12 protein-coding genes and 1 riboswitch are annotated in these 13,347 nt (G+C 66.0%); of the genes, 5 read left to right on the top strand and 7 right to left on the bottom strand.

Annotated features, from left to right (window positions below; translation table 11 throughout):
* Positions 1 to 184 precede the first annotated feature (184 nt).
* The 5 genes from C722_RS0100845 to pstS all read right to left on the bottom strand — a co-directional run bounded on the left by C722_RS0100845 (position 185) and on the right by pstS (position 5,471).
* Positions 185 to 1,471: a putative porin gene (locus C722_RS0100845; protein WP_017638708.1), complete on the bottom strand. Its 1,287-nt coding sequence runs from the start codon at positions 1,469 to 1,471 to the stop codon at positions 185 to 187.
* A 290-nt stretch (positions 1,472 to 1,761) separates the two neighbouring features.
* Positions 1,762 to 2,526, bottom strand: coding sequence for a phosphate ABC transporter ATP-binding protein PstB (gene pstB, locus C722_RS0100840; RefSeq protein ID WP_017638707.1), 765 nt, complete (start codon positions 2,524 to 2,526; stop codon positions 1,762 to 1,764).
* Positions 2,527 to 2,531: 5 nt separating this feature from the next.
* Entirely contained in the window at positions 2,532 to 3,407 is an 876-nt protein-coding gene (gene pstA / locus C722_RS0100835) for a phosphate ABC transporter permease PstA (protein WP_017638706.1), read from the bottom strand.
* Positions 3,407 to 4,381: a phosphate ABC transporter permease subunit PstC gene (gene pstC, locus C722_RS0100830; RefSeq protein ID WP_007160736.1), complete on the bottom strand. Its 975-nt coding sequence runs from the start codon at positions 4,379 to 4,381 to the stop codon at positions 3,407 to 3,409. Before pstC ends, pstA begins: the two co-directional genes overlap by 1 nt.
* Positions 4,382 to 4,457: 76 nt before the next feature.
* Positions 4,458 to 5,471 (bottom strand): phosphate ABC transporter substrate-binding protein PstS, encoded by a 1,014-nt coding sequence (gene pstS, locus C722_RS0100825; RefSeq protein ID WP_017638705.1) that lies wholly within the window; start codon positions 5,469 to 5,471, stop codon positions 4,458 to 4,460.
* A 448-nt stretch (positions 5,472 to 5,919) separates the two neighbouring features.
* Positions 5,920 to 6,088: riboswitch (yybP-ykoY riboswitch) on the top strand.
* Between the two features lie 3 nt (positions 6,089 to 6,091).
* Between pstS and mntP the strand changes: the two genes are divergently transcribed.
* Complete coding sequence (gene mntP, locus C722_RS0100820) at positions 6,092 to 6,664, top strand: manganese efflux pump MntP (protein WP_017638704.1); 573 nt, start codon at positions 6,092 to 6,094, stop codon at positions 6,662 to 6,664.
* Complete coding sequence (locus C722_RS0100815) at positions 6,664 to 7,500, top strand: hypothetical protein (RefSeq protein ID WP_017638703.1); 837 nt, start codon at positions 6,664 to 6,666, stop codon at positions 7,498 to 7,500. Before mntP ends, C722_RS0100815 begins: the two co-directional genes overlap by 1 nt.
* Here the strand turns inward: C722_RS0100815 and C722_RS0100810 are convergent.
* Together C722_RS0100810 and C722_RS0100805 are read right to left on the bottom strand one after the other, a co-directional pair.
* A complete protein-coding gene (locus C722_RS0100810) occupies positions 7,497 to 8,039 on the bottom strand; it encodes a cytochrome b (RefSeq protein ID WP_017638702.1) in 543 nt (180 codons plus the stop codon). The genes C722_RS0100815 and C722_RS0100810 overlap by 4 nt on opposite strands.
* Before the next feature lie 79 nt (positions 8,040 to 8,118).
* A complete protein-coding gene (locus C722_RS0100805) occupies positions 8,119 to 9,792 on the bottom strand; it encodes a phosphoethanolamine transferase (protein ID WP_037062852.1) in 1,674 nt (557 codons plus the stop codon).
* A 243-nt stretch (positions 9,793 to 10,035) separates the two neighbouring features.
* Between C722_RS0100805 and C722_RS0100800 the strand changes: the two genes are divergently transcribed.
* The 3 genes from C722_RS0100800 to C722_RS0100790 all read left to right on the top strand — a co-directional run bounded on the left by C722_RS0100800 (position 10,036) and on the right by C722_RS0100790 (position 13,339).
* Complete coding sequence (locus C722_RS0100800; protein WP_017638700.1) at positions 10,036 to 11,004, top strand: cation diffusion facilitator family transporter; 969 nt, start codon at positions 10,036 to 10,038, stop codon at positions 11,002 to 11,004.
* 311 nt (positions 11,005 to 11,315) lie between these two features.
* Positions 11,316 to 11,981: a response regulator gene (locus tag C722_RS0100795; RefSeq protein ID WP_017638699.1), complete on the top strand. Its 666-nt coding sequence runs from the start codon at positions 11,316 to 11,318 to the stop codon at positions 11,979 to 11,981.
* Positions 11,978 to 13,339, top strand: a complete 1,362-nt coding sequence (locus C722_RS0100790) for an ATP-binding protein (RefSeq protein WP_017638698.1) — start codon at positions 11,978 to 11,980, stop codon at positions 13,337 to 13,339. Before C722_RS0100795 ends, C722_RS0100790 begins: the two co-directional genes overlap by 4 nt.
* Positions 13,340 to 13,347: the final 8 nt, after the last annotated feature.

Raw genomic sequence — 13,347 nt, 5'->3', positions numbered from 1 at the left:
GGTTGGTAGGCGGAAGCTTCTCTTACCCCAGCCGTCTCCCGGAGGAATAGGGGGAAGAGCAGCTCCAGCGTAGGTTGGGTTGAGCGCAGCGAAGCCCAACATTTTTCAGGCGAGCCTCTCCACCGAGCAGGCAAAAAAGAACCGCCCGAGGGCGGTTCAAGAGGAGCACGACCTAGGGCCGTGGTTAGAACTTGGCTTCCAGGTCCAGCTGCAGGGTCTTGACGTCCGCATCGCGGCGGAAGCGGGTGGCGGTATCAGACTCGGCGAGGAAGTAGGTCAGGCCCACACCGAAGTTCTTGTCGATCTCGTAGCCGAGTTTGAGCTTGTGGCCGCGGGCGCCGGTGGAGCCGTTGCCGAAGTCGGAATCGGTGAAGGCACCTACCACGGCGTTGCGCTGGACATCGCGGTAGTTGTATTCCAGCCCGACCCGCTGCATCAGCTTGGTCTTGGCGCCCAGCAGCCAGGCGGTGTCTTCGCCGTCGTTGGCCTTGTCGTTGACCACGTACTGGCCATAGAAGGACAGCGGCACCCACAGCTTGGTCAGGTCCAGCTGGGCGAAGCCCTCGTAGAGCTGGAAGCGGTCGGTGGTGTTGCCATTGACCGCCAGGGCGCAGGGCGCGGTGACCGAACCAGTGGTCGGGCAGGCACTGTCCTGCTCCTTGTCGTAGGCATAGACGCTGCCGCCCACCATCAGCTTGGCGGCATCGCCCAGGTTGAAGCGGCTGCCCAGCTGACCGGCGTAGAGGCGCAGGTCATGCTTGAATTCATAGCCTTCGCCGTCGACGTTGTCCTTGAGCACATAGTAGCCCGTGCTGCCGAACAGCTCGGCGCCGCCGCCCAGGTCGTACTTGTAGGTGCCGGCCAGGCCTTCGGGATTGATGTCGGCGTCCCAGATGACGTCGCCGGTGCTGACCCACTGCTGGCCCATCTTGCCGCCCACCAGGTGCAGATTCGGCACTGCCGTGGGGTGGTAGTCGATGTAGGCCTGATCCAGCCAGAGCTGCTTCTTGTTGAAGTAGTTGTTCAGATCCTGGTTGGTGGAGCGGGCGTCGTCGCCACCGCCGGTGGCGATGCGGATGCCAGTATTCACCTGCGGATTGATCTCGCTATAGGCACCCAGCCGCGCGCGGATACGCTGGCGGTCACGGTCGCGGCCGTTGTCCGGCTCGCCGCTGATGTCGATGCTTTCGTGGCGCACCCGCACGTCGCCCTTGATCTGGGTCTTGGCGGCCCAGGCCAGCTTCTTCTCGAAGTCGGAGGTCTTCTGCTGCTGAGCGACCTGGGCGGCACGCGCCTGCTGTTCCTGCTGCAGGTCGCCGCGCAATTCGCTGTATTGGGCCGGGGTGATGGAGCCATTGGCCTTGAGCATGTCGAGCAGTTTCTCATCGACAGCGGCACTCGCGGTGGCTGAGCAGGTGGCCAGGAGCACGCCCGAGAACAGCGCCGTGAATCGATAAGGGTTAACAGACATCGGCAGATCTCCTTTCAAGACAATCCAGGTGGTAGTGGCTGGCGGTGCAGCCCGTCACAAAGCTGGGTCAGTCTCGGCAGAAGAGATGTCGTTTTGCTTGCAGGAACATAAAGGTTTTAATTCAAGTCACTGAATCTAAAGCAAAATTTAACCAAAGATTCATCCGCTCCGAACGGCTCCGCTGCGGACCGGGAAGGATGAGGACGACCAGAGGCCCTGGCTCGCCGCTTTTCAGCCGCCCATGAAAAAGGCCACTCCGAGGAGTGGCCTTGCGAGATCCGGCGAGATTTTCAGCCGAAGCGACCGGTGATGTAGTCCTCGGTCTGCTTCTTGTCCGGCTTGGTGAAGATCTTGTCGGTCTTGTCCACTTCGATCAATTCGCCCAGGTACATGAAGGCGGTGACGTCGGAGCAACGCGCCGCCTGCTGCATGTTGTGGGTGACGATGACCACGGTGAACTCCTGCTTGAGTTCGGCCAGGAGTTGCTCGATGCGCGCGGTGGAGATGGGGTCCAGGGCCGAGGTCGGCTCGTCCAGCAGCAGCACCCGCGGACGCAGGGCGATGGTACGGGCGATGCACAGGCGCTGCTGCTGACCGCCGGAGAGCCCCAGGGCGCTCTGATTGAGCTTGTCCTTGACCTCATCCCACAGCGCCGCGCCGCGCAGGGCCTGCTCGACCCGATCCTGAAGCTCCACCCGGGACAGGCGCTCGTGGTGGCGAATGCCATAGGCGACGTTGTCGGCGATGGACATGGGGAACGGTACCGGCTTCTGAAACACCATGCCGATGGTGCTGCGCAGGCGACTCAGCGAGTACTTGGGATCGAGGATGTTCTCCCCGTCCATCAGGATCTCGCCGGTCGCTTCCAGCCCCGGGTATTCCGAGTAGATGCGGTTGAAGATGCGCAGCAGCGTGGACTTGCCGCATCCGGACGGGCCGATGATGGCGGTGATCTGCTTGGCCGCGATGTCCAGGTTGATCGACTTGAGCGCCTGGTGGCCCTTGTAACGGAAGCCGACGTCGCGCGCCTGCAGTTCCGGTATCTGCGTCTGCATGGTAGTCACTTGGAATCCCGGTTACGAAAGAAGAAGCGAGAGGAAAGGTTCAGGAACAGCACGAACAGCGTCAGCAGCAGGGCGCCGGCCCAGGCCAGGTGCTGCCAGTTCTCGAACGGACTCATGGCGAACTGGAAGATGGTCACCGGCACGGTGGCCATAGGCTTGAGCACGTCGGCGTTCCAGTACTGGTTGCCGAAGGCGGTGAACAGCAGCGGTGCGGTCTCGCCGGTGATGCGGGCGATCGACAGCAGCACCCCGGTCACCACGCCGGCGCGGGAGGCGCGCAGCAGGATCTGCAGGGTCACCTTCCACTGGGGGATGCCCAGGGCCAGGGCCGCTTCGCGCATGGCCGGCGGCTGCAGCTGCATCATCTCGTCGGTGGTACGGGTCACCACCGGCACCACCAGCATGGCCAGCGCCAGGGAGCCGGCAAAGCCGGAAAAGCCCAGGCTGCCGCCGGAGTACTGGTTCAGCGTCACCACCACGGCGGTGTAGATGAACAGGCCGATGACGATGGACGGCGCCGACAAGAGGATGTCGTTGACGAAACGCACCACCAGGCCGAGCTTGGAGTGGCGGGCGTATTCGGCCAGCCAGAGGCCGGCGAGGATGCCGATGGGTGCACCGATGGCGGTGGCCAGCAGGGTGATCAGCACGCTGCCGAACAGGGCGTTGGCCAGACCGCCGTCAGTGGCGCCGGGTGGCGGCGTCATCTCGACGAAGATGGCCGGGCTCAGGGCGCTGACGCCCTTGATCAGGGTGGTGCCAAGGATCCAGGCCAGGAAACCCAGGCCGAGCACGGCGGCGGCGCTGCCAAAGATCAGCGCGATGCCGTTCTTGATCCGCCGCTTGCGATAGAGATAGGCGTCGATGTGCATCAGTTACCTGCCTTGCGCGACAGTTGCGTCAGCATCAGCCGTGCCGCCAGCAGCACGAAGAAGGTCACCACGAACAGCAAAAAGCCCAGGGCGATCAGCGAAGAGCGGTGCAGATCGGTGTAGGCCTCGTTGAATTCGTTGGCGATCACCGAGGCGATGGAACTGCTCGGCATCATCAGCGAGAGGGAGAACTGGTGAGCGTTGCCCAGCACGAAGGTCACCGCCATGGTCTCGCCCAGGGCGCGACCCAGGCCGAGGAAGGCGCCGCCGACCACCGCCGAGCGGGTGTAGGGCAGCACGATGTCCCAGCAGACTTCCCAGGTGGTGGACCCCAGCGCATAGGCCGATTCCTTGAGCTGGGCCGGCACGCTGCGGAACACCTCGTACATCACCGAGGTGATGAAGGGCAGGATCATGATCGCCAGGATGATGCCGGCGGTCAGCATGCCGATGCCCAGCGGCGGTCCCTGGAACAGCACGCCGATCACCGGGATGGCGCCGAGGTAGTCGTTGATGAAGGGCGAGATGTGCGCGGCCATGAAGGGGCCGAAGACGAACAGGCCCCACATGCCGTAGATGATCGAGGGGATACCGGCCAGCAGTTCCACCGCCGTGGCCACCGGACCGCGCAGCCAGGTAGGGGCGATCTCGGAGAGGAACAGGGCGATGCCGAAGGCGGTAGGCACGGCCAGCAGCAGGGCGATGAAGGAGGTCATCAGGGTGCCGTAGATGGGCACCAGGGCGCCGAACTTCTCGGCCCCGACATCCCATTCGGCCGAGGTGATGAAGTCCAGGCCAAAGGTCATGAAGGCGTGGCGACCGCCCCAGAGGGTGGACGCGGCGGCGCCGACCAGTACCAGCAGTACCAGCAGCGCGGCGGAAAACAGGAGCCGGCGGAACCAGACATCGGCGCGGGTATCCCGGCGGATGCGCTGTTCCTGAGCGGCGGAGAGGGGCAGGGTCTGGTCGGTCATGGAGCTTTCCGTCTACCTGGAAGGACGCGCGAAACCGCCTGGACCCCAGGGGATCCAGGCGGCGGGACAGGCGTGTTTACTTCTTGAAGTCGGACGCCCAGTAGCCTTCGATCTGCTTGACCAGGGCATCCGGGACCGGGACGTAATCCAGGGCCGCGGCATCCTTCTGGCCATGCTCCAGGGACCACTTGAAGAAGTCGAAGGCGACCTTGCTGCGCTCTTCGTTCTTGGGTTCCTTGTACATCACGATCCAGGTGGTGGCGGTGATCGGCCAGGCATCGGCGCCCGGGGCGTTGGTCATCAGCAGGTTGAAGTCCTTGGCGCTCTTCCAGTCGGCGGTGGCGGCGGCGGCCTGGAAGCTCTTGGCGTCGGGCTGCACGAAGTTGCCGGCGGCGTTCTTCAGCTGCACATGGGACATCTTGTTGGTCAGCGCATAGGCGTACTCGACGTAGCCGATGGAGCCCTTGATCTGCTTCACGTAGGCGGCGATACCCTCGTTACCCTTGCCACCCACACCGACCGGCCAGTTGACGGTGGTGCCGAAGTTGAACTTCTCCTTCCACTCCGGGCTGACCTTGGCCAGGTAGTTGGTGAAGTTGTAGGAGGTACCCGAGCCGTCGGAACGACGCACCACGGTGATGGCGCCCTCAGGCAGCTTCAGGCCGGGGTTCAGCGCGGCGATGGCCGGGTCGTTCCAGGTCTTGATCTCACCCATGAAGATCTTGGCCATGGTCGGGCCGTCGAGCTTCAGCTTGCCGGGCTCGATGCCTTCCACGTTGACGACCGGGACGATGCCGCCAATGATGGTCGGGAACTGGCCCAGGCCACCCTTCTGCAGGTCGTCGGTGCTCATGGGGGCGTCGGTAGCGCCGAAGTCCACGGTGCCGGCCTTGATCTGGGCAATGCCGCCGCCGGAGCCAATGGACTGGTAGTTGATACGGTTGCCAGTCTTCTCGCTGAAGCCTTGCGACCACTTCGACAGAACGGGGAAGACGAAGCTCGAGCCTGCGCCCGTGACATCCACGGCGTGAGCGGCGGTGCTCAGGCAAAAGGCCGACAACAACAGAGAGAGGCTGAACGTGCGTTTCATGGTGGCTCCATTACCTAGTGAGGGCTGGCGCTAGGCTATTGCCGAAATGTGACAATTAAGTGTCAGCGGCATGACGAAACGGGGACGGCAGAGCGCCATCATTGAGAGCGGCGGCGACAGCTCCTGCGTTGGCAAGCGAAGGTGTCCGCACCCAGGCCTTGCAGCGCGCCGCTCGGACCCATCCGCCCTAGGCTGCGGATGGCAAAGAGGCCGCCTACCTTCCGGTCGGCTTCCACAGGCGACCTCCGGCGGTCACCAGACGACGGGCCTGTCCGCCGCCCGCGGTCGTCCCGGCAGCCTGTGCTGTGGCCGCGATCCAGTTATGGCGGGCCTTGCAGGCCTCCTGGCGCATCCGCGAGCGAATTGGCAGCAGGAATTTAGCCAAGGCTATATATATTAGAACTATCTACAAGATAGACTTTCTCTATCCGGATGGGTAAGGTGGCGGCCTCTTTGGGGAGTAGCCTGCTTCCACTGCGGTGGAAAGCGTTCTGATCAACATACTCGGCAACCGCCGTGGTCAGGACAGCCGGTCAGGGTTGGCGAGACCAGAGGCATCACCGCGCCATGCCGGGCGTGCGGGGGTGTCTTGTGGATCGAGCCCGGTCGGCGCTGTGACGATGAACCCCGCTTCCCTGATGTTCCTGGCCTTCGCCATGTCCACCGATGCCTTTGCCGCCGCCGTCGGCAAGGGTGCCAGCCTGCACAAGCCCTGCCTGCGTGAAGCCCTGCGTACCGGCGCCATCTTTGGCGTCATCGAAGCCATCACCCCGGTGATCGGCTGGGCCATCGGCCTGACCGCCGCGCAGTACGTCCAGCCCTGGGATCACTGGATCGCCTTCACCCTGCTCACCGTGCTTGGCCTGCGCATGATCTGGGCCGGCTTCGGCGCGCCCGAAGCCGAAGCCGAGAAGCCCCGCCAGCACTCCTTCCTGCTGCTCGCCCTGACCGCCGTGGCCACCAGCATCGACGCCCTCGCCGTGGGCGTCGGCCTGGCCTTCATCGACGTCAACATCATCACTGCCGCCCTGGCCATCGGCCTCGCCACCATGGTCATGGTGACCACCGGGGTGATGCTGGGGCGGGTGATGGGCAATCTTGTGGGCAAGCGCGCGGAGATGCTCGGCGGCGTGGTGCTGATCGTGATCGGCGCGGCCATCCTTCATGAACACCTGGCCGCTGTCGCCGCCTGATGGCCCGGCTGTGGCGTAGCGCCCTCCTCGTCCTGGTCGCTCTGCTGCTGGCAGCCTTGGGCTTTCTCGCCTGGCAGCGCTTCTGGCCGGCCCAGGCCGCGCCTGGCTGGCGCTACGAAGTGGCCCATGCCGATATCGCCAAGGCCAGCGCCCTGGCCTGGCAGGGCGACGCCCTGCTCACCGCGGAAGAACTCAAGGACGGCCAGGGTCGCCTGCTGCGCATCGATGCCCAGGGCCGGCGCAGCGTGCTCAGCGCGGGCCTGTACAAGCCCGATGGCCTGGTGCCCTACCAAGAGGGTTTCGCCTACAGCCAGGAAGGCGGCACCCATCCGATCCGCTGGTTCGACGCCACTGGCAGTCGTGATCTGTTCATCGGCATAAACGCCCAGGGCCTCTGGGCCGAAGGCAAGCACCTCTATGCCGTGGAAGACCGCAAGGGCGAGGGACGCCTGCTGCGCTACGACGCCGCCGATGGCAGCCTGACCGTGCTGCGCGACCACCTGGACGAGGCGGAGTCCTTTACCCGCTGCCCGGATGGCAGTGCCTTCTATACCGAGAAATCCCGTGGCCTGGTACGCCAGCTGAGCGACGATGGCCGTGATCCGCCGGCGCTGAGCGATTTGCGCGAACCGAGCTTTCTGCTCTGCGACCATCGCGGCCTGTGGATCAGCGAAGACTCCACCCACCGCGCCCGCCTGCTGCTCTGGGATCGCCAGTCAGACCCGCGCGCCATCCTGACCTTCCTGCGCGCACCCCAGGCGCTGCTGCCGCGAGGCGACGGCTACCTGCTGGCCGAAGGCGGGCGCGACCGCATCATCGCCCTCGATCCGCGCTAGAGCATGCGTCTCAGGGTGTCGTCCTTGCGCACCAGGTGATGCCAGAGCGCGGCCAGCACGTGCAGGCCGATTACCCAGTAGAAGGCCTGGCCGAGCCAGAGGTGCACGCCCTTGAGCGACTTCGCCAGTTCCGGATCCACGGGAAAGGGCGAAGGCAAGGCCCAGGTGCTGGAAGGAATCTTCACCGCGCCGATGGTCAGCCAGACGGTGAACAGCCCGAGCAGCGGCTGGGCCAGCAGAAAGGCATAGAGGGCATAGTGGGTCAGTCGGCTTACCTGCGCGAGCCCCGCAGCCAGCGGCGGCGTGATGGGCGGCACCGGATGGCGATGGCGCACCAGCAGTCGCGGCAGGACCAGCGCCAGGACCAGCAGACCGACCCAGAAATGACTGAGCACCACCCACTGGCGCCCCAGGGAACCCCGCTCGAACTGGCCGCGGTTGGTGATCAGCACATAGGCCAGCAGCACCAGCAGGGCCATGAGCCAGTGCAGCAAGCGGGCGCTGCGCGCATAGCGGGAAACAGGAGAGGCGGAAGACATGAGGAGGTCCTGCTACTGAGGTGAAAAGGCGCCGGCAGTGTAGCGGTGCCCCGTTGCCGAGGGTAAGACGACAACGGCACTAACCGCAGGGCGCCGCCGAGGTGTCCAGCAGCAACTTACTCAGTTGCTGCGGCGCCTGGTGCACCAGGCCGGTGGGCGATTCGCAGACGCGCTGCACGAAGTTATCGCTGAACAAGAGCTTGCCGTGGACGAAGTACTCGCCCGGGCGGCGATTGGGATTGTCGATGCGGGTACCCAGGCGCTCCGCCAGCCAGCTGCCAGCTTCGTAGTGACTGATCCAGCGCTCGTCCTGCAGCTCGGCCAGGGCCTCGGTCGGGGCATCGCGCGCCACCACGATCATTGGGACATCGCTGACCTCGGGCACCAGGTCGTTGTGGCCCCAGTAACCACCCTCCCCCAGCCGCTGGCCGTGATCGCCGGTGATGATCAGATAACGCTCGCCGTCCAGACGATCGAAGTCGGCGAGAATCTCGGCGAGCAGGCCATCCAGGTAGTGCAGGGAATTGTCGTAGGCATTGGCCTGGCCCTCGGCGCCGCTGTCCGGCCAGGGCGCGGGCGTGGTCTCGTGCCGATAGTTCTGCGCATAGGGCAGGTGCGCGGTGCGCAGGTTGAGCACCACGAAATTGCGTGGCGCCCACTGCTGTTCGTCGAGGATCTCCAGCAGGGCGCGATCCTGGCGCTGCAGAAAGCGCAGCGGATGGTCCTCGCGGGTGATGGAAACGTCCAGGTGGCGACTGCCCAGGTGCGCCAGCAACTTGGATTCCTGGGACGACAGCCAATGGGTGCGAAAGCCGGCGGCCTGAGCGAAGCGAAACAGATTGATCTCGCCGCTGCGCAACCGCTGGTCCTGGCCCGGCTCGCGGATGGGATTCAATAGATAGGGCAGACTGACGTCGGTGGCCACCCCTGCCGCTACCCCGGGGCGGATCAGCGCCTGGGGATTGTCCGCCAGGTAGGCCGAAAGCTTAGGGGTGGTATTGCGTTCGTAACCAAAGGCGCCCAGCCGATCGCTGCGCAGGGAATCGGCCACCACCAGCCAGACGTGTCGCGCGGTACTGGGCACCTGGGCCAGCCCATAGGGCGCATAGGCGGTGGGCGGCAGGACGACGTCATCACGCCCGGCCAGGCGCACCGCCCAGGCGGAAAAGGCATTGAGGCTGTTGTGCAGGCCGCTGCGACTGGGGCTGGGCACGAAGGCATCGAGGTTGCGATAGGTGGCGCGATAGGGTTTGGACAGCAGCACCGCGGCGATCAGCAGCAGCGCCCAGCGACTGGCCGGCAGCGGCACCCGGCCCGGAAGGTAGAGATGCAAGGCGATCAGCAGTCCATAGGGCAGGCCCACGCAGAGGAGCACCGGCCAGTGCTCGGGGAGGCTGAGCCAGAGTGTGTGGCGCACCTCGGCGGTGTCGCCCAGTAAAGCCTGGATATCGATGGCGCTGAGCGGCTCGCCGAAAAAGCTGAGGTTGCCCAGCTGCAGCAGCTGCATCAGCGCGAACCCCAGCAGGATGGCTACTGCCAGGCGTGGCAGATGGCTCAACCAGAGCGCCAGGCTGAACACCCAGAGCGCGGCCACATAGCCCGCTTCCAGCTCGGCGCGGTTGTTTGGCGTGAAGCCTTGCTGCAGGACGTCGTCGGCCAGCAACAGCAGGCAACTCAGACTGCTGAGCAGCAGCAGATTGCGCCAGGGCCGCCAGCCCGAGGCACGGGGACGGGAGAAGGCTGCGAGCAGCATCAGGGTGCCCTGCGTATGCGCGAGGAAAGGCAAAGGCAAGCGGGCATGGCGGGCTCCAGCGACAGGGAGCCGCTACCCTGAGGGGCGAACCTTAATGAAGTCTTAGCGGCTCATGCGCGGTAACAGATGAGCCGAGAGGTCAGATACCAGCCGACCGGCTTGACCCTGAAGTCACTTCAGGCTTCAGGATGGTCACAGAAAGGCTATTGCCCGCTGCCTCCTCAACCCTTCGGAGACCTGTAGATGAGTGGCTCCACCCCGCACCACGATCACGATCACGATCACGATCACGATCACGATCACCAGCATGGCCACGATCACGGCCATGGTCACGCCCATGCCCCGCGGGTCACCGCCGACAACGAGCGCAAGCTCAAGCTGGTCTTCGTCCTGACCTTTGGCTACGCCATCGTCCAGGCCGTGGGCGGCTGGTGGTCCGGCTCCCTGGCGCTGATCGCCGATTCCGGGCACATGGTCTCGGATGCCGCCGCCCTGCTGCTGGCCCTGGTGGCCTACCGCGTGGCGGCCAAGGCGGCCAATGCCCGCTTCACCTATGGCTTCCACCGGGTGCGCATCCTCGCCGCCCTGACCAATGGCGTCGCGCTGTTGCTGCTGGTCCTGTGGATCGGCTGGGAAGCCATCATGCGGCTGCGCGAGCCCACCGAGGTGCTGTCCGGCACCATGCTGGTGGTGGCGGTGATCGGTCTGGTGGTCAATATCGTCGGCTTTCTGGTGCTGAACGGCGGGCACAAGGACGACAGCAACCTGCGCGGCGCCCTGCTCCACGTGGCCGGCGACCTGCTGGGTTCGGTGGGCGCCATCGCCGCCGCCCTGGGCATCCTCTGGACCGGCTGGACCTGGCTGGATCCGGCGCTGTCGATCCTGGTCGCCCTGCTCATCGTCAAATCGGCCTGGACCCTGGTGCGCGATGCCGGCGCGGTGCTGTTGCAGGCCGCGCCAAGGGAATTCGACACGGCCGGTGCCACGGCGGCGGTCCGTGCCCTGCCGGAGGTGGCCGAGGTGGGTCACCTGCACGTCTGGACCCTGACCGACGAAACCCGCATCGCCACCCTGCACATCACCCCGGCGCCGGGCAGCGATCCGCTGCGGTTACCGACCCTGGTGGGCGAGCTGCTGCGCAGTCGCCATGGGCTGCAGCACGTGACGGTGCAGGTGGATCCGCCCGGCACCCTCGACGGGCACTGCGCCTAGACTTGTCTGAACAGTGCCTGCGCCAGCCCAGGCTGCGTTAAAAACCCGCTGGGTCGGAATGCTCATTTACCACCCGTAACTTCGCGTGCGAGGCCGATCCGCTTCCTCATGGATGTGATTCGCTGGGCTCACCCTTCGAGCCAGCCATTGGTTGTTACTCCCGTTGGTCGTTGCGCCTCGCCTGACCTTCGCTCGGCGACTGTTCAGACCAGCCTCGGCATGCAACGCCTGGTAACAGTCGCCCTCGCCGGCGCCCGGTGTTCGCGGCGATGATGACGGGCTGGCGGCATGGCAGAGCGAGGAAGACAGGCGTGCGGGTACTGCTGGTGGAAGACGATGCGGCCCTGGCCCAGGGCATCCGCATGGCCCTGCGCGGCGAGGGCTATACCCTGGACTGGGTGGCCGACGGCCTGGCCGCCGAGCACGCCCTGGCGTCCGAGCGCTTCGACCTGGTGCTGCTGGACCTGGGTCTGCCACGGCTGGACGGCCTCGATCTGCTGCGCCGCCTGCGCAGCCAACCCGACGGCCATGTGCCGGTGCTGGTACTCACCTCCCGCGATGCCAAGGCCGATCGCATCCAGGGCCTGGATGCCGGCGCCGACGACTATCTGGTCAAGCCCTGCGACCTGGACGAACTCAAGGCGCGCCTGCGGGCCCTGATCCGCCGCAGCTGTGGCCGAGCGCAACCGCTGCTGGAGCACGCTGGCATCAGCCTCGATCCGGCCAGCCAGGCAGTGCACTATCGCGGCGCCGAGGTGATGGTGACCCCCATGGAGTATCAACTGCTGCACCAGCTGCTGTTGCGACCGGGCGCCGTCATCACCCGCGAGCGGCTGAGCAATGCGCTCTATGGCTGGCAGGAAGCGGCCTCGGGCAACACCCTGGAAGTGCTCATCCACAACCTGCGCAAGAAGCTCGACAGCGGCCTGATCCGCACCGTGCGCGGGGTGGGCTATCTGCTGGAGCGTCAGCCATGATCGCCATCCGTACCCGCATCCTCGCCCCCACCCTGGCCCTGGTGCTGGCCGGCAGTCTGGCCCTCGCGCTGCTGGCCCTGCGCGACAGCCATCGCGAGATCGAGGGCATCTACGACGCCCAGCTGGTCCAGGGCGCGCGCCTGCTGGAAGGCCTGCTGCAGGCCGGTACGCCAGCGGCGGATCGCTGGCCGGAGCTGATCCGGGTGTTCGACCGGGCCATGCAACCCGTTCCCGGCAGCGTACCAGCGCACCCCTACGAGAATCAGCTGACCTTCCAGATCTGGAGCGCGGACGGCCAGTTGTTGGCCCGGTCCGGCCAGGCGCCGCGGTTGGCCGAGGTGCCGCCCGAGGGGCTGCACGAGGTGTTCGACAACGGTCGCGAATGGTGCGGAATGCTGGTGCGTACCGCCAATGGCGGCCTGCGCATCTGGGTCGGCGAGCGCGAGGACCTGCGCCAGGACCTGATCCAGCGCATCGTCAGCCATACCCTCTGGCCGACCCTGGTGGGCCTGCCGCTGCTGGTCGGGGTGCTCTGGTTGCTGCTGGGCTGGGGCCTGCGCCCGCTGCAGCACTTCGCCCGCAAGCTGCGCGAGCGCGACCCCCACAGCCTGGCGCCGCTGCCGGCCGGACCGTTGCCGCCGGAGTTGCAGCCCATGCGTGGCGCCCTGGATCACCAGCTCGCCCAGTTGCGCGCCCTGCTCGAGCGCGAGCGCCGCTTCATCGCCGACGCCGCCCATGAATTGCGTACCCCCCTGGCGATCCTCGATCTGCATGCGCAGAACGCCCAGCACGCCGAGACGGCGGAAGAACGCGAGGAAGCCCTGGGCTATCTGCGCCAGGGCGTCGGTCGAGCCACCCGTCTGGCCAGCCAGTTGCTGACCCTGGCGCGGCTGGAACCCGGCGCCGCCCAGGTCCAGGCGCTGGACCTGGAACCCCTGGTGCGCGAAGAGCTGGCGGAATTGACGCCCCTGGCACTCAAGCATCAGGTGGAACTGGTGCTGGCGGCCCAGGCCGGACCACCGGTGCTGGGCGATCCGGATGCCATCGCCATCGCCCTGCAGAATCTGGTCACCAACGCCCTGGCCTTCGCCCCTGCCGGCAGTGCGGTGGAGGTCGGCATCGAGGCCAGCCAGGACGACGGCGTGTTGCTGCGGGTGGAGGATCGCGGCCCCGGGGTGGACGAGGCCGAGCTCACGCGGCTGTGCGATCGCTTCTACAGTGCCGGCAATCCCCAGGGCGCCGGGCTTGGGCTGGCCATCGTCGAGACCATCGCCCGCCGGCTGGGCGGTGCCCTGAGCTTCAGCAATCGCGCCCGGGGCGGCCTCCGGGTGGAGTTGCGCCTGCCGCGCGCGGTCTAGGTTTACAC

The sequence above is a fragment of the Pseudomonas sp. 313 genome, assembly GCF_000316965.1.
Taxonomy (GTDB): Bacteria; Pseudomonadota; Gammaproteobacteria; order Pseudomonadales; family Pseudomonadaceae; genus Chryseomonas; species Chryseomonas benzopyrenica.
Note: the sequence above shows the minus strand (reverse complement) of the source record. Positions and strands in the feature narration are given on the sequence as shown.